We start from the raw sequence: 25,219 nt of genomic DNA, 5'->3' as shown, positions 1-25,219 counted from the left end.
GAAATCTAGGCATAAATATACATAATAAATATAAGATTTCGCCTTCATAGTCAGTGCGTTTACGGTGCACCGGTAGATACTTTCAGGACCATATTACCCGAGGATATACGAACGGCTTCTATTTAACTGTCTAGCTACAACGCCCATCGACTAGTGCCCTTCAGGGTCTTCCTTGAGATAAGTCAACATCGGTTCGCTACGCTCTCCGTGTTTCCTTTATCTCATACAGACCCTTCCAGGACATACGCCAATAAACGGGCGCCTTCGCTTTTCTTATTGTCTAGCTACGGCTCCTTGGGGTTCGCGACATAAGCAAGGAACACTTCGAGTGCTAAGAGCATGCACTCTTCGGTTCCTTGCTTATGCGTGTCACCCCAGATCAGTCGCCTTCGCTTTTCTACATTACCCTATTCTACTAACACTCATTTGCTTGGTCAAGACCTTATATGTTTGATTAAATTTTTCCATAATTGGGTCATTTCATCAATTTCGATTGAGTTACTTGAATTTGTATACAGTATTTGTTCATAGGTGCTGGTCAGCTTGCGCATTGAGATTGTTTGATATCGTCTATCAATCGTTTTAGCATACTCCCTTAAAGTCTGGCCAGATTCTTTAGGTATTCCATTATGTGCCAATTGCTTTAATAAGAAGTGATAGGCGTCCTGATACGTCTTTTCATTTTTATTTTTCTTTAACCGCATTTCAAAAAGATAGGACTGAATGTGGTAACGTTTTATAAATAGTAACCATGCAATTAGCATAATCACCACAATACCAATTCCAACATACCACCAATTAATCTCTATGTTTTCATTTTTACTTACTGTATCTACAGCAGCCTTTTCTTGTTCCTTTTTAGGCTCTGGCTTTTCTTTCTTTTCTTGTTCTGGTGGTGGTGTTGTAGTATTATCCTCTACTTCAGTATCCAAATCGACTCGAAAGTCCGTAAGATTAGAGAACCCTTGTGTTGGTTCAAATGGAACCCATCCTTTACCAGGAAAATATACCTCTACCCATGAGTGTGCATTTGCATTTGTGACTTCATAAGTATCAAGTGAGGTTCCTGCTCCCCCAACATTTTCTTCTATTTTTTCCCCACTTGTAAATCCTTTCACCCATCTTGCCGGAATATCTAATGTACGAAGCATGACAACCATCGATGTGGAATAATTGTCACAGTACCCAACCTTGGATTCAAACAAAAATTGATCCACATAATCTTGATCCTTAGCTGGTACAGGAACATTACTCGTATTGTAAGCAAATCCATTTTGTCCAAAATAAGTTTCGATTGCCCTAGCCTTATCATAACGGTTTTTTTCCTCTGCCGTTACTTCTTTAGCCAATTCACCTACACGTTCAGGTAGCGTCTCCGGCAATTGCGTGTACTGTTCATTAATTTTCCCCGGATCTTTTGTACTCGCATTTCGGAGTGAATTAATCTCAAACGAAGGAAATTCATAAGTCATGGAATAAGTATCAAGAAAGAATTCATGGTCATTGAATTTCGTTACAAGTTCTTCTGAATGTTCATCCAATAGTAAATCTATCGGCGTTGCAGTATTCAGTTTATTAATTCCATATGGATAAATCACTTTTGGTATCTGAACATTCCCGGTAAACTCAAAAAATGCTCTCAATTCTTCCGTTTCTACACTCTCATCAAACGTTTTAAGTGATATATTATTAGGATCTTGTTTAATGTATTCGGGCTTACTTGAATTAACCCAGCCTTTTCCTGTGTAAACATCCTTCGTTTCAATCCGCCAATATTGCTCTTCTGCAGTAGTCACATGGAAAACTGGTGTCTGATCCTGTATAAACGATCCACCTAGCTTTGTATCATCCTCTCCGTAACCTACTCTTCGAAAAGTTGATCCCGTATCCATACTACTGCCAGCTCCATCAGCTGCACTTTTAATAAAAGGAACCGGGTCAGGCCATTGCGGTTCAAGCTTCGGAGCTGCAAATCCAACTATTGATGATAGAAGGACTACGCCAATCAACGGAACCATCCAAACTGCTGCTTTTTTCATCCACAAAAATCGTATCGATTCCCGGTCCATTTCTCGTAGAAAACTTGCTACACCTAAGGCAATGAAAGAAATAATAAATATCCGAACAATCGCTGAATCTGCATCGAACACTGTAAACGTATCTAAAACTGCTATATATACAAATGTTAAAACTACGAATAAGAATATGCGATTCATCGCAACAAACCAATAATAAATTAGATAACTCATTAACCAGATAAGTAACAAGAACAATAAACTACGAAACATCGGTGTCAGGTTATACCAGTCCTGTGTTATTAGCGCTGCTAAATTCGTGGAAAGTTCCGTAATCAAATGATAAAACCATTCCTTACTAAAAATTAATTCCTGAAAATATAATCCGTTTAAAGCATATAGTAAGCCTGCACCTTTTACGATAAAGGATATCCACCATTTAATTTGTGTTAATGTAATAAAGAAACAAAATGCTGCGTAAAGGATAAATACAGTTAAATTACTAGTATCCGTAATTTCATTTACTGGATAAAGCCATTCTAAAAATAAAATTAATCCTGCTATATACAAAATAGTACTATAGATAAAAGGTGTTTTCGTTTCTGTTGTTATGCTCATACAACTCGCACCTCAATCCTATTTTGAATCAATTGCTTTTCGGTCATTACATTTATAACGATTCCTTCAAATTCAAGCTGTTGGATAAGCTTGTATTGCTTGTCTGTAATCAAATTACTAGATTCAATGAAACAAACGATAATGCGCTTTGTTCGTTGCTTCATACGCTGAATGGTTTGCTTAAATCTCTCGTCCAGATTCGTTGTAATAATCATCACAATCACACCAGAAGCTAGACGTTTAGATTCTTCTTTTAATTTCACTGCAAATGGCTGTTCTCCACCTGGTTGTATTTGCGTTAAATGCTGCCGGATAAACGCTTTCTTCGTTGGGTCGTGGTGCAATGGAATAAAAGTGTTTTTTTCTCCAATGGAAATAAAGCCCACTTGTGAAGATTGTTTACGAATGGATTCCATCAATGAAAGACTTATCTCGATTGCGGCTTCAAATGCTAATACATTCATGTTTTCATGATGACACCCATCTAGGATCAACATAGTGTCGTTGCTTTTTTCCTGTTCAAACTCTTTTGTCATTACAGTATTCTTCCTGGCAGTTTGTTTCCAGTCAATCCAGGAAAACTTATCACCAGGCATATATTCTCTAATCCCGGAAGCTACGTTTGTATTTTTCAACGTTACATTCTGTGCTGTAATTGATCCCTGTTCAAAGCTGCTTATTCTTTCTGTTATATGAAGTTGATGTTCGTTTGGATAAGCTACCAGATTATCAAATACAGTAAAAACATGTTCCTTTTTTATAAAACCGAACAGATCCCCCGTCCGTAAACGAAGGGCAAATAATTGATGTTCCCCACGTGGAATTTCCGCAATTTGATACGATAACTTAAATTCGCGCTTAACCCCAGCAAAGACTATCTTTTTTATTTTTCTTATTGTTTTAAGCTGAGAAGGATCTTCCATATGCTGATATTTATCTGTACGATTATCAACCTTATGTAACGAATCGGGAAATATTTCCTCACAAATACAATAATATAGAGGGAATGCAAACGATCGTTTCATCGTAATTTCTACATTAACCGTATCTCCCGCCCTAACTACATGGTGCGAGAATTTTCGCGAAACGTTCAGCGTTTTTATAGGATAAAGAAGTACTCCAAGCAGGTAGATGAATATCGGTAAAAATCCGTAAAACAGAAACCAGCTTACAAATCCACCTTGAAACATGGCATAAGAAAACAACAATAGAAAAATGAATACGATAAAAATAAGCTTACCGAGGAATAGGATCGTACCCTTCATCAATTAAAATCCTTTCGAATAGGGATAAAGGTGTTTTGTATTACGGATGCAATCACATCATCACTAATCATACCTTCATATTTCGCTTCCGAAGTTAGGATAATCCGGTGAGAGAGTACAAAAGGAGCCAAGTATTTCACATCATCCGGAAGAACATAATCCCGTGAATACACATAAGCAAGTGCTTTAGCTGCTCGCATCAAAGCGATAGACCCACGCGGACTAACACCTAGATAAATAGATGAATGTTTACGAGTCGCAGTCACTAGATTAATAATATACTTTTGTACATTTTTATCTATGTATACATCCTTCACAGCATCTTGTATCTCCACAAGCTCTTCCCTGTTAATGACTGCCTTTATATTATCAATTGGGTGTTCCATTGACGTGCGGTCAAGCATTTCAAGCTCATTGTCATAGGATGGATACCCCATTTTAAGCTTTAATAGAAAACGGTCAAGTTGTGCTTCAGGTAAAGGGTATGTACCTTCATATTCAATTGGATTTTGTGTTGCCATGACAAAGAACGGCTGTTTTAGTGAAATAGTTGTTCCATCAACCGTAACACTTTTTTCTTCCATTCCTTCTAATAATGCCGATTGTGTCTTCGGTGATGTACGGTTAATCTCATCGGCTAACACAATATTTCCTAGGATGGGACCACCGCGAAACTCAAATTCTAGTTCTTTTGGATTATAAATTGAAATACCTGTAACATCTGAAGGTAGTAAATCCGGGGTGAATTGAATTCTTCTAAAATCACAATCTAGAGATTTCGCAAGGGTTCGGACAAGCATGGTCTTCCCAACACCAGGTACATCCTCCAGCAATACGTGACCTTGCGCTAGCAAAGCGACTAAGCTAAGCCTTGCCACGTCATCTTTTCCGATCATGACCTGATTAATATTTGATAAAACACTTTTAATATTTTCATTATATAAAGTTGTATCTTGCATCATTATATAGACCCCTTCCATAAGGTAACTAGTTGCTACACTTTTCCTTACTATAACTATACTAAAAAAGACTCAGTAAGTAAAAGCAGAATAATAGGAAATTTTGCATAAAAAACATATAACAGCTATTATTATTCACAACTATTTTAGAAAGTAAACAACGAAGAAACTTCACTAGGGTAAATTAGGCGAATGGTTGATATATCAGACTAACAGTTAAAATAAAAGCCTTTCACTAAGAATCCGTGAAAGGCTTTATTGCTATTTTTTTTTACTCTTAAACAATTTTGTATCCTCCTCAGACTTTTTCCATGGGGGATCACCGTATTTATGCAGATTTTTGTTAACTTTATAGATACAAAACGGGACGAGAAATGCTAAGGCAGTGCAAAAAATCACAAAGTTTTCCGGCATATTTCCAAGTATTTTTTCCCACATGCACTATTCACTCATTTCCTTATTCTTTGTTTTATCTGCAGCGCCAGTTGCCCGTACAATGGCTTCTGCCGATACTGTAATCGTGCAATTGGCAAATAAGTTTTCACCCTTTTGCCAGTCATCCTTTATTTTCTGCCATTTATCATAATGTCTTTGTTTTAACCTTGTATCAAATCCGAATATATCCGCATTTAGTTCCTTTTGTGCTTTCTCCAGTGATTTATTGGCAAGTTTTTCGATTTTTTTACTAATAGTCTTTTCAATTTCTTTAAACCTTTTTGGTTCTAAAAGGGTCTTGCTTCCAAACATCTCTGCTATATCGCCCTCTGCATCAATCTTGATGGATATATTTATGTTATCTTTATCCTTAACATCTATTTTTATGGAACTTTTTGTATTTTGAATTTCATAAATCATCAAGTGATCGTCAATTTCAAACTCAATTATCCCACCCTGATTTTTCTTTTTAATTAAGTTTAGTCCTTTTACTTCCTTACCGGTAAGTACACCAACCATTTTATTGTTATAACCTTGAAATACCGCCACCCCATTATCCTTTACTTTATTATCAGAAACTAAAACCCTTGGAATAGCATAACTGCTGCGATCCAAGAGAAATTGATGTATATCCCCCATTTTTACCGCATCAACTATCGCTAAGGATCTGGCACTGTGTTCTAAAATTGAATTAATATAAATCGCGGGAAGTTTTTCCGTTTTTGTTTTTACTTCAAGTACTTGATGTGCTTCACCTTCCGAAATAATTACCTTAATGGATCGACGCATCTCCTGATCACGAATAAATGCATCCATGATACTAGCAAAGAGACCAGGTTCTTTCGCTACCTCTTCCGATACAGCTATCACTTTTAAGTGTTCATAGTATGGTACACGACTCGTAAAAGTGGAGATTTTCCTGGAAATTTCGAATAAGCTCTTGCCCTTTGCTGACAAATTGGTATATGCAGTTGGGCTACTTCCAGATTGTCCAGCACTCCCTAATCCAGCAGGTATTACTATCTGATTTGTCGCATGTAGATTATAGTTCTCCGATTCTTGCTTATCTGCTAAATCAACAGTTGTTCCAATTACAAAACCACGTTCTTCAATAGGTACTTGATCCCAACAACCGGTTAATAGGAAGATAAATGAGCTAACAATGAGTAAATAGACTTTTCTATTTTCCAACCGGCTTCACCTTCCTTAACTTGGCAATAACAAATAGAAACACCCCTATAAAAATGGTGTATGAAAATGCTACATTACTGACAATTGATCCAAGTTTGGTCACCTCAATTAAGTCCTGTGGAAACATACTAACGCTAAATACAATCGGTGCTACTAAAATAATAACTTTGATTTTTTTCGTATGATTAAAGATAGAGTTGAGTGAAAGTACAACAATATCCAATGCCATTGCAGTTGTATTAAAGATGGCCATAATCCAAATAATAAAAAAGACAGATTCAAACCGCTCGAAAAACCCTCCAGGTATTTCAATTCCCTTAGCTAATTCAATGGTTGGATAAAGTAGATTAGCCGTAACTGAATGACCAAATACACCTATACACAGAAGAAAAAGCATTACATACAAAACAACTGGTATACACATCCCAATTGCAGCCTTTTTAGGAGCGTTTTTAGGATTGTCAACTAGTCCAATGTAAAATAAAACAACCACAAATCCCAGGTATGATAATAAACCTGTATGAACCCCCTTAACGTAACCTTTAAAGTCTGTTTCAAACATTGGTAATAATTGGTTTGGATCAAAGAATCCTAGATTAAAAACAAAAACAACTAGAGCGATTAAAAGAATAATCGGTAGAAACATCATATTTAATCGAAATAACCCTGCCCTTGATCCCGAAACAGCATAAATAACAACAAGAAGAAAGCAAAGTGCTATCACCTCTACAGGCGTGCGGTCAAATAAATATTGCTTAGATACATCAGCAATTCTGCGGACCTCAAATGCCGTAATACCTAACCAAATCACAGCAAACAATAACGATATAACGACTGCCACTGGTTTTGAAAGAATGGTAGATGAAAACGTGAAGAACGATTGATTTGGAAACCGAATAGTCAGCTTAGCCAATAACCATGTAAAGAGAACCGCTAATCCACCCCCAACAAGGATCGCGACAACCCCATCTGAAGCGGTAGTTGCGGCCGCCAGATCCCTAGGTAATGAAAGGATCCCAACACCAATCACCATGGAAGGTACAGCAAACATGATTTCTCTATCGCTAATTTTTTCATCACCATATTCAAAGCTTTTCATTACTTTGTATCTCCTTTATTTGCCGATGTATTATCACTTGGTTTCAAATAACCTGGACGCTTAGTCAAAGTAGGAATTGGGGCGCGTAGCACAAGGTCCTTCCAATCCTTCAGAAATGTAGGGGCAAATGGGCTAGAGAATGGCACTCCCATACTTTTAAGATTTACAATATGAATGTTAATCATAATGTAAACAAGGATAATACCATAAAGCCCTAGAACAGCGGCTGAGAACATAAAGAAAAAGCGTACCAACCGAAAAGAAATTGCAACACTATATGCAGGTAGCGCAAATGAAGCAATCGCAGTTAGAGCAACTACTACAACCATAACCGGGCTTACTATACCAGCTAGAACTGCGGCTTCTCCGATTACCAAACCACCAACTATACCAATTGTTTGTCCAATTGTTTTCGGTAACCGTGCCCCTGCTTCCCGTAATAATTCCATAGTTATTGCCATTAAGATGGCTTCCACAAATGGTGGAAAGGGTACACCATCTCTAGTGGCTGCTATGGAAAACGCCAATTCTGAAGGAATCATTCCCTGATGGTAGGAAACGAGAGCGATATATAATGAGGGCAAAAACATGGCTATGAATGCAGCAAAGTAACGTAAAACCCTCAGTGCTGATCCAATTGTCCACCGTTCATAATAATCTTCTGGCGACTGAAATGCATTACCAAGTGTTAAAGGAGCAATCAATACAAATGGCGTACCATCCAGCATTATTATAGCCTTCCCCTGTACAATGGCGGCCGCAGCCGTGTCAGGTCGTTCTGTGTTAAGCAGTTGTGGAAATGGTGACAGAAAACTATCTTCAATCCATTGTTCAATGTAGCCTGATTCTGGTGCATCATCCATATCAATTGATTCAAGTCTACGGTTCAACTCTTTCAAAAAGTCCGGATGAATAACACCACCTAGATAACCTACAACAAGTACCCTTTTCGAACGACGCCCAACATGATGCGTTTTAAAGTGTAAGTTGGGATCTTGTATGTGACGGCGAATAAGGACCATGTTTGTTCGTATATTTTCAACAAAACCTTCTCGCGGCCCGCGGATTACTGACTCTGACATTGGTTCTTCAATTGCGCGAGTTTCCCACCCTTTTGTATCCATAATTAACACTTGATCTATTCCATCCAAGTAAAAGATCGTGCTGCCATATAAGAGAGCATTTGAAATATCGTCCAAAGTTTTAGCCTTTTTGAGATCACATATGGATATAATCTCCCGATGAATTTCGTCTAATAGCTCAGTTACGTCATCAGGAAGTTGTTTTCGCTCGTTTACTATCTGTACATTTTTTAAGATATTATTATTTACTAAGTTCGTATCTATCAAGCCATCAATAAAAACAACAGCACACTTATGGTTAGTACCACGAACCGTAAATTCCCTTATGACTAAATCATTTGGTTTATCCAACATGTTTTTTAGATTATCTAAGTTCTTATCGAGCTCTTTTACTAGCTCTATAGAGAAATCTTCTTCTGTATTTTTTGATTTCTGCTTTTTAATCCGTTTCATTTTATTCACCTCAATTGAACGGTTGATTGCTTCCCTTCTTTTGCCCATATTCCGTGTTATTTATACAGAACCAGGTTGACCGTATAAGAATGAAAAGACAAATGAGTAAAATGATAAACAAATAGAATCTTCTATTTATTAACCCGCTTCACTCCCCTTAATTTAGCAACAACAAATAGCATTAACGGAATGAAAAGGCTATAAATTAATGCCGTATTAAAAACAATTGACCCAAAAGAAGTTAACTCCAATTTATCTTGCGGTAGCATACTTATGCTATATACAATCGGTGCTAATATGAAGATTATTTTGATTTTTTTTGTATGCTTAAAAATAGAGCTAAGTGAGAGTACCGCGACATCAAATGCCATCGTAGTCGTATTAAAAATAGCCATAATCCAGATTACAAAAAAGATGGACTCAAATCTCCCAAAAAATCCGCCTGGTATTTCTACACTCTTTGCGAGCTCTATCGTTGGGTAAAGTAGATTAGCTGTTACTGAATTACCTAAAACACCAATACAAAGAATATAAAGCATCAAATACAATACAAGCGGTATACACATGCCAATCGCTGCCTTTTTAGGAGTTTTCTTAGGATGATCTACTAGTCCAACATAAAATAAAACAATAATAAATCCTGAGTAGATGGTCATTCCTGTGTACATCCCCTCTAGATATCCCTGACTATCCGTTTTAAACATTGGCAACAATTGATTTGGGTCAAATTCCCCTATATTGAATACTAAAACAATTAGCGTAACAAAGAGAATAATAGGTAAAAATAACATGTTTAATCGAAACAAACCTGCCCTGGAACCTGAAACAGCATAAACTACTACAAGAAGAAAACAAAGTCCAATTAACTCAACAGGAGTTTTATCAAGCAAATATAGTTTTGAAATATCAGCAATTTGACGAACCTCAATTGCCGTGACATTTAACCATATAACTGCAAACAATAAGAAAGTAACAATGGCTACTGGCTTTGAAAAAATACTAGATGCAAATGTAAAGAAAGATTGATTTGGAAATCCAATCATCAGTTTAGCCAGCAACCATATAAAGAGAACCGCAAATAACCCGACACCGAGTATAGCTATCCATCCATCAGCAGAGGTAGTAGCTGCTGCAAGGTCCCTTGGTAATGTAAGTATTACTACACCAATCACATAGGAGGGCACAGTAATCATGATTTCTCTATCGCTAATTTTTTCATCCCCATATTCAAAGCTTTTCATTAACTTTATATCCCCTTTATTCGCTGGTGTATGATCAATCCCTTGATTTTGCAAAAATAATGAAAAGCTCTAAACAACGTTCCATTCATTTGTTCATCGTACATCCCCCGGCAACTGAAAAAATTCCAAAACGTTACAATAGCGTACATCTAAGAAGATGTACGCTTCTTTCAAGCTGTAAATATAATAGCTTTATTGCTTCCTTACTTTTTCCCATTGCCAGTATTTTTTATACAAAAACCTGATGTATAAGTGAAGTTATTTATGACAAACTAATAAAAAAATTACACCCGGGAGGAAACGATACATGGCAATGGATCAAAATATAGATTTAACGTCTTCGGAACTATCGCAAATATGGGGCGCATATATGAATGCCAGCATAACATCGAAGGTTTTGAAGTATTTTATAAATATAGTAGAGGATAATGAAATACGCCCGGTTATTCAAAATGCCCTTGATTTAACGCAGTCACAATTAACGGACCTGAAAGCCATTTTTGAGAAGGAAAACAAGCCAGTTCCTATTGGTTTCACAGATCAAGATGTAAATGTTGACGCACCTCGACTATATTCTGACAATTATTGTTTGCAATATGTTTTTCAGCTTGGGTCTTTAGGAATCTACTCCTTTGCCGCATCTGTAACCGTAGCGACTCGAGAAGATATTTACTTATTTTTTTCAGACGGATTACGTAAGTATAACGAACTTCACCAAAAGGCTACATTGATTTCACTAACAAAAGGGTTGTATGCCCGTCCACCATATATTCCGACACCAAATGAAGTGGATTTTGTAAAAAAACAAAGCTTTTTAAGAGGATGGTTTGGTGAACGAAGACCATTAATGGCTACGGAAATTGCCCATCTATTCTCGAATATGCAACGAAATAGCCTGGGAATTGCTACACTAACTGGTTTCAGCCAGGTAGTACAAACAAAAGATGTTAAGGAGTATTTATTAAGAGGAATCCAAATAGCCAAAAAGCATGTAAAAGTGTTTAACTCTGTTTTAGAGGATTCACAAGTTCCAACGCCAATGGGCTCTGACTCAATGGTAACGGATAGTATGAAAGTCTCCCCTTTTTCCGACAAACTTATCATGTTTCATGTTACTGGCATGATCGGGCTTAGTATCGGTTTTTACGGAATTAGTATCTCTGCAGGTATAAGAAGGGATATTGCAGCAAACTACACACGATTGAGTGCGGAAATTGGTTTGTACTCTGAAGATGGTGCCAACCTAATGATTGAAAACGAATGGATGGAAGAACCACCTCGTATGATTGATCGCGATGAATTAGCAAAATCTAAATAACGAAAGGAATAGTTGTATGGAAAACACTGAGCATAACCATGTCCAGTTAACATCGTCTGAGATTTCCAGCCTTTGGGGATCTTATCAAGTTGATACGATGATGATTTGTGGAATAAAATATTTTCTTTCAAACATAGAAGATACTCAAATTCAGTCAGTCCTGGAATTAGCGTTATCACTCACACAAAAACATAATGATGAAACAACATCACTTTTCATTAATGAAAATTACCCTGTACCACAAGGATTTACAGACAAAGATGTAAATCTGGATGCACCACGTCTGTTTACAGATAAACTTTACCTTGATTTTATTTTGAGTATGAGTAAGTTTACATTACTTGCCCGCGGCCTCGCCTTATCACTTTCTGAACGAAAAGATGTAATTGACTATTACACAAGGACATTAAGTGATGCACAAGAACTTCATAAAAATACGATGGAATTAGCGAAAGAAAAAGGAATTTATATACGTTCCCCACATATTCCAAAGCCTGATCAAATCGATTTTGTGAACAATCGAAGTTATTTGGCTGGGTGGTTTGGTGAACGAAGACCATTACTTGGAATTGAAATTTCACACCTCGTATATAATGCAAATCGGAACGCATTAGGACAAGCAATAATAACCGGGTTTAGCCAAGTAGCAAACTTAAAGGAAGTTAGGCAGTTTTTCGAAAGAGGTCGAGAAATTTCTGGAAAACACCAAGAAATTTTTACAGCCATTTTACATGAAAGCTACCTATCTAATGGAATCATACTTACATCAGAGGTAACAAATTCAACAAAAGCTCCGTTTTCTGATAAGTTAATGATGTTTCTTATTACAACACTTATTGGATTTGGAATTGGACAATACGGATTATCCATGTCTTCAAGTCCAAGACACGATTTAGGTATGAAATATACCCGTTTAATGGCAGAAATAGCTAAGTATTCTAATGATGGTGCAAAAATCATGATTGACAACAATTGGATGGAGCAACCACCTATTGCTGCAGACAGAAAGGAATTGGCCAAATAAGGCCGGCATAATGAAAAATGGAACCGGAGTTTCAAAAGACAAATTAGAAAAACTGCTATGGAGCGTTGCATTACCCGGGTTTGGTCAATTATTAAATAAAAGGTATGTAAAAGGTATTGTACTTATTATTTTGGAATTTGTAGTGAATGTGATGGCCAACTTTAACCAGCTCATCATATTAAGTTTTAATGGGAAAATTGAAGAAACCATCAATCAAACAAATTATTTATGGCTGATGTTTTATCCTTGTCTGTATTTTTTTGCTATATGGGATGCATATAAAGACGCGGATGGTGAAAATAAACCCTATTCCTTTCTGCCATTTGTTTTCTCTGCTTATTTTGTAACAGTTGGTTTAATTTTTTCACCAACGTTTACTTTTATGGGCAAATTAATAGGACCTATTTGGCTCCCAATCATCTTTCTGCCAATTGGAATCGGGATTGGATTTATTATCAAATGGATACTGCTTAAAATAACCAACAACTAACTCCTTAAAAATTCTTAATTTATCGTGATTTTGGTGCAATTGCTTTGCTGAATGAACATCATTTTGCAAAGCATATTTTTTTGACCACATATGTTTTTATTTAGTAAATTAAGGCAATAAACTATATATACACCTATGTAAAATGAATTTAATATTAACTTAATAGTTGGAGTGGTTTTATGGAATTTTTTATTTTTATTGGCGGGTGTTTAGCAGTAGTTTCAATTGTTTTAGTTATTTTACTAAACAGTGGTTTTCCTAAGAGAAAATATGTTAAATACTTCCCTCCCATTATTCTCATAATTTCTGGTGTAGTACTGATACCGCTAAGCCTTCTAACTGGTAAATGGACAGGAATTGGAATTGGATTATTAGGTCTGATGTCTTTTATCCTGGGGGTAGTTGTACTATTAATAGCAGTAATCCTAGATATGGCTTCAAAAAAATAATATTATTCTAGTGAAACTTTTTTATTCATTCTTCGTATATTAGCTATGTTAGTAACTTAATATGGGGAGGAAATGCTATGTTAAAAAAGTGGTTAGCAAGTGTCGGCATCGGAAATGCAAAAGTTGATACACAACTGGAAAATGAATATCTTGTACCCGGCGAGGAAGTTCGAGGGAAAGTTGTCATTCAAGGTGGAAACGCTGAGCAGGAAATAGATCAAATTAATCTTTTTGTTATGACTGAAGCAATACGTGAAGTAAATGATAGTAAAGTACATGAGAAGGTGAAGCTAGATTCATTTACTGTAGGAAATTCCTTCACAATCGACGCTGGGGAAAATAAGGAATTAGATTTTCAATTTACATTACCTATACATACTCCACCTACAATAGGTAAAACAAAAGTATGGATTCAGACTGGTGTGGATGTACCAAACGCAATCGACCCGAATGATAGAGACTATATCAATGTAAAGCCACACCGTAACATGAACGTTGTGATAGATGCCTTAACCAATGAACTTGGCTTTCGTATGCGTAAAGTCGAAATGGAATATTCAAGACGTTATAATTATGTACAGGAATTTGAATTTTTACCAGGAAATGAGTTTCGCAGGGACCTTGATGAGCTGGAAGCTATGTTCTTTTTAAATGAAAGTCGTTTAGAAGTTATCCTTCAGGTTGATCGTCGTGCCAAAGGACTTGGCGGATTGTTTGCAGAAGCGCTGGATATGGATGAAAACTTTGTGAAAATAGTATTCACTAATGATGAGATTAATGCAGGCACTTCTTCAGTTGCAACTCAATTGCGAAATACAATCGGTCAGTTCAGTTAAGTATATGAATATTCAGGATTTGTGACTCCAGTTTAGACTGGAGTCTTTTTTTATGTGATTTTTCACTAAAAGGTTGAAATTTATAGTAAATAAATAATGTGTATACCTAACCTGGTAGCACAACTCGATCATCACCTTTATAATAGGTACAAGAGCATACCTATTTTAGAAAGGCGGTTCATCGATGAAAAACACTGCAAATCTGGTTGAAACTTTATACAATGCGTACGACCAAAATCAACCCATTTCCAAGCAAAGCATTCATGAGGAGATTGGTAAATTAGCTGCTTATGAGGTTCAACATCTAATTACCGAGAAGAAGGCAAACGTTAAAGAGGACAAGCTCATTGGATATAAAATAAGCTTGACGAGTGGGGAAACGCAACAACTATTTAATTCAACAACACCACTTTATGGTGCTTTAACACAAACGAGTCTTTCCGATGGAACGATTGAGTTGGATACAATGCTTTCACCTTTAATTGAAATCGAATTAATGTTTATCGCTAAGGAAGAGTTATCTCCTGCAGATAATGAGCAATCGATTTTGCAAAAAATGAGCATCGCACCAGGACTTGAAATTCCCGATTCACGCTTTAAAGACTGGTTTCCAAAGCTAACTTTAGGTCAGGTTATTGCAGATAGTGCTGTGGCAGGAAAAATTGTAATTGGAACCCCTGTACAAGACTTATCCTATAATCAATTAGAAAATATAAAAGCTGAATTACTGTTAGACGGAGAATCAATCGCCACTGGTTCTTCATCCGAAGTCCTTGGTAACCCTGTTCATTCGATTAAATGGCTTATCGATGAGCTTGCTAAAAGTGGACGTATGATTGAAAAAGGGATGATTATATCTTCCGGTACATTTATTTTGCCTAACAAGCTTCAGAAAGGGAAATATGAAGTACGTTTTGACAGTATTGGTGAAGTAAGTCTTGATGTAGTGTAAGCGACTATCACTTTTTAAAAACCCCTGCGCTCTTTTAGAGTTCAGGGGTTTTTCCATTTACTTAATCCACTAAGCCGTGTAGTGCAACTTTCCAGCTAAACGCTGAATTTTTGGAAGGGCTCCTATATCCAGATTTCCACCACTAACAATTACACCACAATGCCTAGATTTAATTTTCTTGTTATGAGTGAATAACGCTGCTAATGCTGCAGCACCAGCACCCTCTACTAACGTCTTATTACGCTCAAGCATATATACGATCGCAGAAGCAATTTCTTCATCCGTAACTGTTAGGATGTCATCTACATATTTATTTATAAGTGGTAAGGTGTGTTTTCCAGGCTGTTTAACCGCTATACCCTCCGCAATTGTGGATACTGATTTAAGGTTCTTCACTCTATTATTATGGTAGCTTTCATACATAGCTGACGCTCCACTTGCCTGAACTCCTATAACCTTCATATTACGGTTCACATGTTTAGCAGCAACTGCTATACCGCTAATGAGGCCACCACCGCCAATTGGTACAATAATTGTATCGATACGATCTTCTTGCCTCAGCATTTCCATTGAAATTGTGCCCTGGCCAGCCATAACATCATAATCATCAAATGGATGAATATAGGTTGCCCCACTTTGAAGTTGTTTTTTTAACGAAGCTTCATATGCTTCTTGAAAACTTTCCCCTTTAAGAACAACGTCTGCTCCATATGCTCTTGTTGCGTTTACTTTTGCCAGTGGTGTTTGTTCTGCCATAAATATAGTTGCTTTTGTGCCTAATTTTGCGGCAGCATGGGCGACTCCTTGTGCATGATTTCCGGCTGAAGCAGTTATAACACCTTTTTTTAATTGATCGTTTGATAATTGCATGAGCTTAAAGCTTGCACCTCTGTACTTAAATGCTCCAGTTTTTTGTTGGTTTTCCATCTTAAAATAGACGTGCTTTCCAACTAATTTATTTGTTGTCTCGGATGTTATTAATGGTGTACGGTGTACGATAGGAGCTAAACGCTCCATGGCAGTATGAACTGTTTCACCTGTTAAGCAATCCCCAATTAACTCACTCTCCTCATTTTAATAGTTTAAGCTTTTTCATATGCAGTAACCTCTCGTTTTTCGACAAATTACAACAAAATTCGGGAAGTGACAGGCACCCCCCTACATTTCATATGCGCTAATCTTATCCTGGTGCTTCAATGTTAAAGCTATTTCATCCCAACCATTTAACAATTTTTCCTTGTGATATGCTGGGATATCAAAATGCACTATATTTTGATTGGCATCAACAATATATTGATCTTCTAAATCTACAGTTATTACAAATGTTGATTCTTCTGCTTGCTGCATCCATTGATTTACTTGTGTTTGCTCCATTTGAACTGGGATAATCCCGTTTTTCAATGCATTATTATAAAATATATCCGCGAAGCTAGGTGCTATTACAACTTTAAAACCATAGTCCAACAGCGCCCATGGTGCATGCTCCCTAGAGGAACCGCAACCGAAATTTTCGCCTGCTAATAATATTGAAGCATCGTTATAGGCTTCTTTATTTAAACTAAATTCAGTTCGCTTATTGCCTTCATCGTCAAAACGCCAATGGTAAAATAAAAATTGACCAAACCCGGTTCGTTCGATTCGTTTTAAAAATTGCTTTGGTATAATTTGATCTGTATCAACATTTGTTCGATTTAACGGATAAACAAGTCCCTTATGCTTTTTGATAGCTTCCATTACATATCACCTCCTAATTAAGCACTCCTGCAATTTGACGAACATCCACAAAGCGACCTTCTATTGCAGCAGCTGCCGCCATTTCGGGACTAACTAAATGTGTGCGTGATCCGTTTCCTTGTCTTCCCTCAAAATTCCGATTGGATGTTGATGCACATCTTCCACCTGGTGGAACAATATCATCATTCATAGCTAAGCACATGCTACATCCAGCTTCACGCCATTCAAAACCGGCATCCGTAAATGTTTTATCCAATCCTTCTTTTTCAGCCTGCATTTTTATACTGAATGAACCAGGCACGACAATCGCTCTCACTTTTTTGTTAACTTGCTTTCCTTCAACAACTGACGCTGCTTTTTGTAAATCGCTTAATCGTGAATTTGTGCAAGATCCAATAAATACATGGTCAATCTCAATCGATGTAATTGGCTGATTTTCTTCCAGCCCCATATATTCCAATGCCCGCCCGACATCTTCCTTATAATCTACTTGATTTAAATCTGGTGTACTCCCGCTAATTGGTACACACATACCAGGATTTGTACCCCATGATACTTGTGGTTCAATTTCCTCTGCTCTGATTGTTACTGTTTTATCGTAGGTTGCACCATCGTCGGTTGCGAGATCCAGCCACTCATCAGCTAGTTTTGTAAACGCATCGCCCTCTGGCACATGGGCTCTGCCCTTTAGATAATCAATGGTTTTCTCATCAGGACTAATTAATCCAGCCCTGGCACCTGCTTCAATTGACATGTTACAAACGGTCATGCGCTCTTCAATAGATAAGTTCCGAATCGCTTCGCCCGTATATTCCATCACATATCCAGTTCCGAAGCGTACACCAAACTTTGCAATTACAGCTAAGATTAAGTCTTTAGCTGTTACCCCTGTTCCTAGATCGCCTTCCACCTGTACATTTAATGTTTTTGGACGTTCCTGCCATAATGATTGGGTAGCCAATACATGCTCAACTTCACTTGTACCGATTCCAAAAGCGAGTGCACCGAATGCCCCATGTGTGGATGTATGACTATCTCCACAAACTATTGTTTTTCCTGGTTGTGTTAATCCAAGCTCCGGACCAATTACATGAACAATTCCTTGGTCTGGATGATACATATCAGCTAACGTAATACCATTCTCTACACAATTCTTTTTCAATGTTTCCATTTGTTTTTGGGAAACTTGATCCTTAATAACTTCCCGATCTCGTGTCGGAACATTATGATCCATCGTTGCATAGGTTAGGTCTGGGCGTCGTACTTTTCGATTGTTCAATCGTAACCCCTCAAATGCTTGAGGAGAGGTTACTTCATGAACTAAATGCAAATCAATATAGAGTAAATCCGGTGTTCCTGCTTCCGCGTGGACAATATGTTTATTCCAAATTTTAGTAATGATTGTTTCAGCTTTTACCATTTCATCACACCCCTACACTTAGACATACATACTACAAATGCTGTTTGAAACACTTTTTGTTGTTAAGTTTTCCACTACAAGTTCTGTCATTTCCTTCGTGGTCACCAGCTTACCATTCTTAATATGCAGATCCGGTGTATGATAACCTTGTTCTAGACATTCATTTACAGCATCCTCAATTTGAGCTGCTTCTTCTTCCAATTGAAACGAGTGCTTAAGCATTAATGCTACAGACAGGATCATGCCTAATGGATTAGCAATTCCTTTACCCGCAATGTCAGGGGCTGACCCATGTACAGGTTCATATAGTCCAACACCATCTGAGCGTATACTTGCTGACGGTAGCATTCCGAGTGACCCTGTTAACACAGAAGCCTCATCACTTAAAATATCACCGAATAAATTTTCAGTAACCATTACATCAAAACTGTTAGGCTGAGTAATAAGCTTCATTGCTGCGGCATCAACAAGTAAATGCTCTACTTTCACATCTGGATAATCTTTACTTTTTTCGTTAACAATTTCACGCCAAAGTCGACTTGATTCTAGGACATTCGCTTTATCAACCGATGTTAAGTGTTTGTTCCTTAATCGGGCACTTTGAAAAGCTTTTTCAATAATACGTTCCATTTCGCTACGATGATAGGAGAGTGTATCTACAACAGCATCCCCATTCGCGATACGTTCACTTGGCTTACCAAAATAAAGCCCTCCCGTAAGCTCACGAATGATTAAAATATCACTACCTTTAATTACATCTTCTTTCAATGGGGAAGCATGGAGTAAAGAAGCAAAGCCTTTAACTGGACGCAGATTGGCAAACAGTCCCAGGTTTTTTCGAATCCCTAGTAAGCCTTTTTCTGGTCGCATATGTCCTGGAAGGGAGTCCCATTTATTCCCTCCTACAGCACCCAACAAAATGGCATCTGCCTGTTGACATGCTTTAATGGTATCTTCTGGTAAAGGTGTACCAAATTGATCAATGGCATCACCACCGATAGCATGCTGATGAAATGCAAAACTATGACCAAACTCACTAGCTACCGTATTTAATACGATTTTCGCCGATTCCATAATTTCTTTTCCTACACCATCACCTGGAAGTAGAATAATTTGTTTATTCATAATCTCCCCTCCTCAATTGTTTTGTGATTTTACTTCTTTTACAAAATCTTAATCTATGCTAACTGAACTACAGATATGACCCCTTTGTCGCTACGCAGGCGCTTACGATTTTGTTCCTACCTGTTTCTTTTTGGAAGTTTCCTGCTGAACAATATAGCGATTCACCGCATTTAAAAATGCATTTGCGGAAGCCTCAATCACATCCTGGGCCGTTCCTCTGCCGTTCATTGGTACCCCATTAATAACAAGCTGCACATGTGATTCTGCGAGGGCATCTTTCCCACGACCAACCGAATTAAGCTGGTAATCTACTAGCTGAAGTTCCTCTGTTATTAATGAATCTAACGTTTTGTACAAGGCTTCTACACTACCTTGGCCAGTACAAGCCGTTTGCACCGTTTCTCCCTCAGGTGTTTTCAACAACACAGTAGCAGTTGGTATATTTGCTGTTCCATATTGCACCTGGAACATTTCCAACTTGTATTTATTAACGGAAGCTGTGTCTGTTTGTATTTCTGTTAAAATTGTAAATAAGTCATCATCTGTAACTTCTTTTTTGCGATCTGTTAATAGCTTAAATAGATTGAAAGCTTCCTTAATTTTTTCTTCAGAAAGTTCATACCCAAGTTCTTCTACTTTGTTTTTGAATGCATGACGCCCAGAATGCTTTCCTAGGAATAATGTGTTTGACGTTACACCAACCATTTCCGGTGTGATAATTTCATAGGTAGCTTTATTTTTCAATACCCCGTCTTGATGGATACCCGCTTCATGTGCAAATGCATTGCGGCCAGTGATTGCCTTATTTGCTTGCACATACATACCAGTTAATTTTGAGACAAGGTCACTCGTCCGTTTAATCTCATTCAATCTTAAATTGGTAGTAAATGGGTAGTAATCAGAACGAATTTTTAATGCTACCGCAATCTCCTCAAGCGAAGCATTTCCAGCTCGTTCACCAATTCCATTAATTGTCCCTTCCACTTGTGTTGCACCATTTTCCACTGCAGCAATCGAATTAGCTACGGCCATACCTAGGTCATTATGACAATGACAAGAGAGGCTAACACGATCAATGTTTGGTACGGTTTCTTTAATAAATCGGAACAATTTTCCATATTCGACTGGTGTAGTATACCCAACCGTATCAGGTAGATTGATAACTGTTGCACCTGCGTCAATTACCTTTTCGATAATTTGTGCTAGAAAGTTCCAATCAGACCTTGTTGCATCTTCTGCAGACCATTCAACTTGCGGAAACTTTTGCCTCGCATATTGAACCATATCTACTGCAGTATCAATAACTTGCTCTGGTGTCTTCTTCAACTTATAGGTCATGTGAATTGGTGATGTTGCCAAAAAAAGATGTAAGCGTGGTTCTGCAGCACCTTTTAACGCTTCCCATGCAGTATCAACATCCGACTTCACTGTTCTGGCCAATCCTGTAACAGAGGTATCTTTTATTGTATCTGCTATCGTTTTTACAGCATTAAAATCTCCTTTGGAGGAAGCAGGAAAGCCTGCCTCCATTCTGTCTACACCAAAGCGTTCGAGCTGTTTTGCGATTTCCAATTTTTCTAGTTGATTTAGATTAACTCCAGGTGATTGCTCACCGTCTCTTAACGTTGTATCGAAAATCTTAATTTGGGACATGTACTTTCACATCCTTTTGTTTAGATTTTAATGGTTGTTTTACAAAAGGCATTAACTCACGTAACTCCCTTCCTACTTTTTCAATTTGATGTTGATTTTCTCTAGCATTAGTAGCATTGAATTTAGGACGGTTGGCTTGATTTTCTAGGATCCATCCTTTTGCAAATTCACCTGATTGCACATCTGCAAGGATTTCTTTCATACGATCTTTTGTTTCATTGTTGATTACACGAGGTCCAGATACAAAATCTCCCCATTGCGCTGTATCTGATACTGAATAACGCATGTTTTCGAGTCCACCCTCATATAACAAATCAACAATTAGCTTCATTTCATGCATACATTCGAAGTAAGCTACTTCCGGCTGGTAGCCAGCTTCTGTTAAAGTTTCAAAGCCTGCTTTAATTAAACTTGTAACCCCACCGCATAGTACGGCTTGCTCTCCAAACAAATCGGTTTCCGTTTCTTCTTGAAAACTTGTTTCAAGGACACCTGCTCTAGCTGCACCAATTCCTTGTGAATATGCAAGGCTCAACTCCTTCGCATTTCCAGTAACATCTTGATAAACGCCATACAATGCGGGAACTCCTGCACCTTCCTCATAAGTCCGACGCACTAAATGTCCAGGACCCTTTGGTGCTACAAGGAATACATCCACATCTGACGGAGGGACGATTTGATTAAAATGAACATTAAATCCATGGGCAAAAGCAATCGCATTACCTGCTTTTAAATTGGGCTTGATACTTTCATGATAGACAGAGGGTTGAAGTTCATCTGGTAAAAGCACCATTACTACTTCTGCTTCACTTACAGCTTCAGCTACTGATAAAACTGTAAAACCGTCATCTTCTGCTTTTTCCTGTGATTTACCAGGTCTAAGTCCGACAACTACATCGTAACCACTCTCACGAAGATTCAATGCATGTGCATGCCCTTGTGATCCATAACCTACAACCGCAATTTTCTTCTCTTGCAAAACCTCTTTTTGAATATCCTTTTCATAAAGTACTTTTGACATAATAAACTTCCTCTCCGTATTTTTTATTTTGGCGATTTTCTATAAAATTTTATTTCTACCACAAAATCAATAAACTACGACGTAACTTTAGGTTTATTTCCAAAGACATGTGCTATTGCTGCCGTCCAGGATCGCTCCGGGCGGATGCTTTCCGCGGGCACGGCCTCAGCCTCCTCGAGAAAACCACTCTGCGGGGTCTTCGGACACGTGCTGTTCCCGCAGGAGTCACCGCCCTCCTCTCACCTGGACTGGTAAAGCTATTTACGTAAGAATTTTTGGACAATTCCTCCAACTAACGAATGCTGTTATTGGCAAATATTATACCAGCCGCCCGCGGAAAACCTAGTGTATACGGGCTGCGGCTGCCTAAGTAACTTGGTTCCATTATCAGTACTACAGATCTAACATAGCTAACTCATGTTCTAAACTGATGATGAGTTTATCTCGGTAACATGGTGGGGCTGTTTTCCTCTTAAAAATGCTGTAATACCGGTTCTGGTCAGTTCCTTGATCCCGTATGGTCTAAGCAATAAAATTAAAGCTTCAATTTTATCTGGTTTACCTGTTATTTGTATCGTTAGGCTGTCCTTGCTAACATCTATTACTGATGCTCGAAACGGTGCTATTATCCCTTGAATTTCCGCATGGAAATGACCACTGCCACCGACCTTGATAAGTGCTAACTCCCGTGCAACGATTGCCTTATCCGTTATATCCGATACCTTTATTACATCAATTTGCTTGTTTAATTGTTTTGTCAGTTGCTCTAACTTTTGATGGTCACTGACATCCACAACAAATGTCATTTTGGACAGCCCTTCTGTTTCTGAATTTCCGACAGAAATGCTGTCGATGTTGAACTGACGCTTATGCAACATTCCGGTAATCCGATTAAGAACCCCACTTCGATCTTGAACAGTTGCCGTTATAATGCGCTTCATTTTGTCACCCCTATCATTTCATGAATCCCTTTACCAGGGGCAATCATCGGATAAACACTTGATAGTTGAACAACACGGCAATCTACAACAACGGGACCATTATAGGCAAATACGTCCTCCAGAATTCCAACTACATCAGCCTCATCTTCAACTTTTAATCCACGAATTCCATAGCTTTCGGCAAGCTTTACAAAATCAGGATTTGTTGGAAAAATAGATTCCGAATACCTTTCTTCATAAAAACTTTCCTGCCACTGCCTCACCATCCCAAGCGCCTGGTTATTAACAATAATTACTTTAACTGGGAGATTCCGTTCTTTAATAACGGCTAACTCCTGAAAAGTCATTTGAAACCCACCATCACCAACAACAGAAACAACTAGATCCTGTGGGGCGCCAAGTTGAGCGCCAATTGCAGCTGGAAAACCAAATCCCATTGTTCCAAGTCCCCCAGATGTTACCCATCGATGTGGTTTATCAAATGTATAGTACTGCGCTGCCCACATCTGATGCTGTCCAACGTCTGTTGTAACAATCGCTTCTCCCTCTGACACACGATAAACCTGTTCAAGTAACCATTGAGGAGAAACAACTTCATTTGATCTGTCGTACCAAAGTGGATAGTTTGTTTTATTACTCTGTAATTTTTCACTCCACATTTGATGATCAGGAATTTCAATCGAGCTTTTTAATAAAGCCAGTAATGCCTCTTTTGCATCGGCCACAACGGGAATATTGGTTGAAATATTTTTCCCGATTTCCGCTGGGTCAATATCAATATGGGCAACCTTCGCGTGTGGTGCAAAATGTTCTAAGTTACCAGTTAGACGATCATCAAATCTTGCACCGATGTTTATTAACAAATCACATTCATAAATTGCCATATTTGCTGCGTACGTTCCATGCATGCCAGCCATTCCTAAAGAAAGTGAATTTGACCCTGGAAAACTTCCTAATCCGAGCAAAGTATTTACCACTGGGAGCTGATACTTTTCAGCGAAATCTTTCAGCTCTTCAGATCCTTTTGCAAATAACACCCCTGCACCCGCTAGTAGTAATGGTTTTTTTGAACGACTTAAAGCTTCAGCAAGCTTAACAATCTGTAATGGGTTAGGTATTTTAGTCGGTTGATATCCGGGTAAATAAAAATCATTTTCAAATTTCTCCAAGGAAACCTCTGCCGATATGTTTTTTGGAATATCAACAACAACTGGTCCGGGCCGTCCAGTTGAAGCAATATGAAACGCCTCTTTTACTACCCTTGGTAATTCCGATAAGTTTTTCACCTGATAATTGTATTTCGTAATTGGGGTAGTGATCCCCATCACATCCGCTTCTTGAAATGCGTCTGTTCCAATTACGCTATTTGCTACTTGACCAGTAAATACTACCAATGGCAAGGAATCCATCATTGCATCCGTTATTCCAGTAATTAAATTGGTCGCCCCAGGACCTGAGGTTGCGAGTACCACACCAGGTTTTCCAGTAACACGTGCATACCCTTCCGCTGCATGAATAGAACCTTGTTCATGTCGGGAAAGTATATGTTTAAAAGGAGTTTTCTTGCGATACAACGCATCATAAATCGGTAAGACAGCTCCACCTGGATAACCAAATAACGTATCTACTCCCGCATCAACTAATGTTTCAATTAGTAGATCCGCACCGGTTGTCAAATCTTTCGTACCTTTCATTTCATGCTTTAGCTCTACTTTCACTTTTTATACCTCCTTTTATTAAAACTAAATTAAAAACTAATAAAAAAAGACCCTTCTCTCCCATAAATCTGCATATTTCCAGAATTATTGGGGAGAAAAGAGTTATCTTTTCACGGTACCACCCAGGTTTATAGCACTCTTACGAATACTACCTTTTGAGGCTAACAATCAGCCTGCATG

21 protein-coding genes and 1 riboswitch are annotated in these 25,219 nt (G+C 38.0%); of the genes, 6 read left to right on the top strand and 15 right to left on the bottom strand.

The window, feature by feature from the left end; genetic code table 11:
* Positions 1–27: 27 nt before the first annotated feature.
* A riboswitch (purine riboswitch) is annotated at positions 28–131 on the bottom strand.
* A gap of 303 nt (positions 132–434) precedes the next feature.
* From LG329_RS13320 to LG329_RS13290, 7 genes are all read right to left on the bottom strand, one after another.
* Complete coding sequence (locus tag LG329_RS13320; protein WP_404451301.1) at positions 435–2,633, bottom strand: DUF3488 and DUF4129 domain-containing transglutaminase family protein; 2,199 nt, start codon at positions 2,631–2,633, stop codon at positions 435–437.
* The gene (locus tag LG329_RS13315) at positions 2,630–3,898 is read right to left on the bottom strand and encodes a DUF58 domain-containing protein (protein ID WP_404451300.1); all 1,269 of its coding nucleotides are present in this window, start codon (positions 3,896–3,898) and stop codon (positions 2,630–2,632) included. The genes LG329_RS13320 and LG329_RS13315 overlap by 4 nt, the downstream gene beginning before the upstream one ends.
* Entirely contained in the window at positions 3,898–4,860 is a 963-nt protein-coding gene (locus LG329_RS13310; protein WP_404451299.1) for an AAA family ATPase, read from the bottom strand. Before LG329_RS13310 ends, LG329_RS13315 begins: the two co-directional genes overlap by 1 nt.
* Before the next feature lie 438 nt (positions 4,861–5,298).
* Positions 5,299–6,483 (bottom strand): Ger(x)C family spore germination protein, encoded by a 1,185-nt coding sequence (locus tag LG329_RS13305; RefSeq protein ID WP_404451298.1) that lies wholly within the window; start codon positions 6,481–6,483, stop codon positions 5,299–5,301.
* Positions 6,473–7,582 carry an endospore germination permease gene (locus LG329_RS13300; protein WP_404451297.1) on the bottom strand — a complete coding sequence of 370 codons (1,110 nt, stop codon included), beginning with the start codon at positions 7,580–7,582 and terminating at the stop codon, positions 6,473–6,475. Before LG329_RS13300 ends, LG329_RS13305 begins: the two co-directional genes overlap by 11 nt.
* Positions 7,582–9,117, bottom strand: a complete 1,536-nt coding sequence (locus tag LG329_RS13295; protein ID WP_404451296.1) for a spore germination protein — start codon at positions 9,115–9,117, stop codon at positions 7,582–7,584. The genes LG329_RS13300 and LG329_RS13295 overlap by 1 nt, the downstream gene beginning before the upstream one ends.
* A 131-nt stretch (positions 9,118–9,248) precedes the next feature.
* A complete protein-coding gene (locus tag LG329_RS13290; RefSeq protein WP_404451295.1) occupies positions 9,249–10,358 on the bottom strand; it encodes an endospore germination permease in 1,110 nt (369 codons plus the stop codon).
* Between the two features lie 307 nt (positions 10,359–10,665).
* Between LG329_RS13290 and LG329_RS13285 the strand changes: the two genes are divergently transcribed.
* From LG329_RS13285 to LG329_RS13260, 6 genes are all read left to right on the top strand, one after another.
* The gene (locus LG329_RS13285) at positions 10,666–11,676 is read left to right on the top strand and encodes a DUF3231 family protein (protein ID WP_404451294.1); all 1,011 of its coding nucleotides are present in this window, start codon (positions 10,666–10,668) and stop codon (positions 11,674–11,676) included.
* Positions 11,677–11,692: 16 nt separating this feature from the next.
* Entirely contained in the window at positions 11,693–12,700 is a 1,008-nt protein-coding gene (locus LG329_RS13280; RefSeq protein ID WP_404451293.1) for a DUF3231 family protein, read from the top strand.
* A gap of 10 nt (positions 12,701–12,710) precedes the next feature.
* On the top strand, positions 12,711–13,190 hold the full coding sequence (locus LG329_RS13275) for a hypothetical protein (protein ID WP_404451292.1): 480 nt from the start codon (positions 12,711–12,713) through the stop codon (positions 13,188–13,190).
* A gap of 179 nt (positions 13,191–13,369) precedes the next feature.
* On the top strand, positions 13,370–13,639 hold the full coding sequence (locus tag LG329_RS13270) for a hypothetical protein (RefSeq protein ID WP_404451291.1): 270 nt from the start codon (positions 13,370–13,372) through the stop codon (positions 13,637–13,639).
* Positions 13,640–13,716: 77 nt separating this feature from the next.
* Positions 13,717–14,475 (top strand): sporulation protein, encoded by a 759-nt coding sequence (locus tag LG329_RS13265; RefSeq protein ID WP_404451290.1) that lies wholly within the window; start codon positions 13,717–13,719, stop codon positions 14,473–14,475.
* A 184-nt stretch (positions 14,476–14,659) separates the two neighbouring features.
* Positions 14,660–15,427: a 2-keto-4-pentenoate hydratase gene (locus LG329_RS13260; protein WP_404451289.1), complete on the top strand. Its 768-nt coding sequence runs from the start codon at positions 14,660–14,662 to the stop codon at positions 15,425–15,427.
* 69 nt (positions 15,428–15,496) lie between these two features.
* On the opposite strand, the gene ilvA is transcribed toward LG329_RS13260, so the two are convergent.
* The 8 genes from ilvA to ilvB all read right to left on the bottom strand — a co-directional run bounded on the left by ilvA (position 15,497) and on the right by ilvB (position 25,015).
* The gene (gene ilvA / locus LG329_RS13255; protein ID WP_404451288.1) at positions 15,497–16,444 is read right to left on the bottom strand and encodes a threonine ammonia-lyase; all 948 of its coding nucleotides are present in this window, start codon (positions 16,442–16,444) and stop codon (positions 15,497–15,499) included.
* Positions 16,445–16,585: 141 nt separating this feature from the next.
* Positions 16,586–17,161: a 3-isopropylmalate dehydratase small subunit gene (gene leuD, locus LG329_RS13250; RefSeq protein ID WP_404451287.1), complete on the bottom strand. Its 576-nt coding sequence runs from the start codon at positions 17,159–17,161 to the stop codon at positions 16,586–16,588.
* A 13-nt stretch (positions 17,162–17,174) separates the two neighbouring features.
* Positions 17,175–18,581 (bottom strand): 3-isopropylmalate dehydratase large subunit, encoded by a 1,407-nt coding sequence (gene leuC, locus LG329_RS13245; protein ID WP_404451286.1) that lies wholly within the window; start codon positions 18,579–18,581, stop codon positions 17,175–17,177.
* A gap of 18 nt (positions 18,582–18,599) precedes the next feature.
* Positions 18,600–19,706, bottom strand: coding sequence for a 3-isopropylmalate dehydrogenase (leuB, locus tag LG329_RS13240; RefSeq protein WP_404451285.1), 1,107 nt, complete (start codon positions 19,704–19,706; stop codon positions 18,600–18,602).
* Positions 19,707–19,808: 102 nt separating this feature from the next.
* The gene (locus tag LG329_RS13235; protein ID WP_404451283.1) at positions 19,809–21,359 is read right to left on the bottom strand and encodes a 2-isopropylmalate synthase; all 1,551 of its coding nucleotides are present in this window, start codon (positions 21,357–21,359) and stop codon (positions 19,809–19,811) included.
* Positions 21,346–22,380 carry a ketol-acid reductoisomerase gene (gene ilvC, locus LG329_RS13230; RefSeq protein ID WP_404451282.1) on the bottom strand — a complete coding sequence of 345 codons (1,035 nt, stop codon included), beginning with the start codon at positions 22,378–22,380 and terminating at the stop codon, positions 21,346–21,348. Before ilvC ends, LG329_RS13235 begins: the two co-directional genes overlap by 14 nt.
* Before the next feature lie 422 nt (positions 22,381–22,802).
* The gene (gene ilvN / locus LG329_RS13225) at positions 22,803–23,321 is read right to left on the bottom strand and encodes an acetolactate synthase small subunit (RefSeq protein WP_404451281.1); all 519 of its coding nucleotides are present in this window, start codon (positions 23,319–23,321) and stop codon (positions 22,803–22,805) included.
* On the bottom strand, positions 23,318–25,015 hold the full coding sequence (ilvB, locus tag LG329_RS13220; protein WP_404456665.1) for a biosynthetic-type acetolactate synthase large subunit: 1,698 nt from the start codon (positions 25,013–25,015) through the stop codon (positions 23,318–23,320). The genes ilvN and ilvB overlap by 4 nt, the downstream gene beginning before the upstream one ends.
* Positions 25,016–25,219: the final 204 nt, after the last annotated feature.

The sequence above is a fragment of the Virgibacillus necropolis genome (assembly GCF_044793635.1).
GTDB classification, from domain to species: Bacteria; Bacillota; Bacilli; order Bacillales; family Amphibacillaceae; genus Virgibacillus_F; species Virgibacillus_F necropolis_A.
Note: the sequence above shows the minus strand (reverse complement) of the source record. Positions and strands in the feature narration are given on the sequence as shown.

Excerpts from the sequence above, each read along its gene's own strand:
- LG329_RS13315 (WP_404451300.1), bottom strand. The coding sequence starts at position 3,898 with ATGAAGGGTACGATCCTATTCCTCGGTAAGCTTATTTTTATCGTATTC.
- LG329_RS13310 (WP_404451299.1), bottom strand. The coding sequence starts at position 4,860 with ATGATGCAAGATACAACTTTATATAATGAAAATATTAAAAGTGTTTTA.
- LG329_RS13260 (WP_404451289.1), top strand. The coding sequence starts at position 14,660 with ATGAAAAACACTGCAAATCTGGTTGAAACTTTATACAATGCGTACGAC.
- LG329_RS13285 (WP_404451294.1), top strand. The coding sequence starts at position 10,666 with ATGGCAATGGATCAAAATATAGATTTAACGTCTTCGGAACTATCGCAA.
- LG329_RS13270 (WP_404451291.1), top strand. The coding sequence starts at position 13,370 with ATGGAATTTTTTATTTTTATTGGCGGGTGTTTAGCAGTAGTTTCAATT.
- LG329_RS13300 (WP_404451297.1), bottom strand. The coding sequence starts at position 7,582 with ATGAAAAGCTTTGAATATGGTGATGAAAAAATTAGCGATAGAGAAATC.
- LG329_RS13235 (WP_404451283.1), bottom strand. The coding sequence starts at position 21,359 with ATGTCCCAAATTAAGATTTTCGATACAACGTTAAGAGACGGTGAGCAA.
- leuB (WP_404451285.1), bottom strand. The coding sequence starts at position 19,706 with ATGAATAAACAAATTATTCTACTTCCAGGTGATGGTGTAGGAAAAGAA.
- LG329_RS13295 (WP_404451296.1), bottom strand. The coding sequence starts at position 9,117 with ATGAAACGGATTAAAAAGCAGAAATCAAAAAATACAGAAGAAGATTTC.
- LG329_RS13280 (WP_404451293.1), top strand. The coding sequence starts at position 11,693 with ATGGAAAACACTGAGCATAACCATGTCCAGTTAACATCGTCTGAGATT.
- ilvA (WP_404451288.1), bottom strand. The coding sequence starts at position 16,444 with ATGGAGCGTTTAGCTCCTATCGTACACCGTACACCATTAATAACATCC.
- ilvC (WP_404451282.1), bottom strand. The coding sequence starts at position 22,380 with ATGTCAAAAGTACTTTATGAAAAGGATATTCAAAAAGAGGTTTTGCAA.
- ilvB (WP_404456665.1), bottom strand. The coding sequence starts at position 25,015 with ATGAAAGGTACGAAAGATTTGACAACCGGTGCGGATCTACTAATTGAA.
- LG329_RS13265 (WP_404451290.1), top strand. The coding sequence starts at position 13,717 with ATGTTAAAAAAGTGGTTAGCAAGTGTCGGCATCGGAAATGCAAAAGTT.
- ilvN (WP_404451281.1), bottom strand. The coding sequence starts at position 23,321 with ATGAAGCGCATTATAACGGCAACTGTTCAAGATCGAAGTGGGGTTCTT.
- leuD (WP_404451287.1), bottom strand. The coding sequence starts at position 17,161 with ATGGAAGCTATCAAAAAGCATAAGGGACTTGTTTATCCGTTAAATCGA.
- LG329_RS13275 (WP_404451292.1), top strand. The coding sequence starts at position 12,711 with ATGAAAAATGGAACCGGAGTTTCAAAAGACAAATTAGAAAAACTGCTA.
- leuC (WP_404451286.1), bottom strand. The coding sequence starts at position 18,581 with ATGGTAAAAGCTGAAACAATCATTACTAAAATTTGGAATAAACATATT.
- LG329_RS13320 (WP_404451301.1), bottom strand. The coding sequence starts at position 2,633 with ATGAGCATAACAACAGAAACGAAAACACCTTTTATCTATAGTACTATT.
- LG329_RS13290 (WP_404451295.1), bottom strand. The coding sequence starts at position 10,358 with ATGAAAAGCTTTGAATATGGGGATGAAAAAATTAGCGATAGAGAAATC.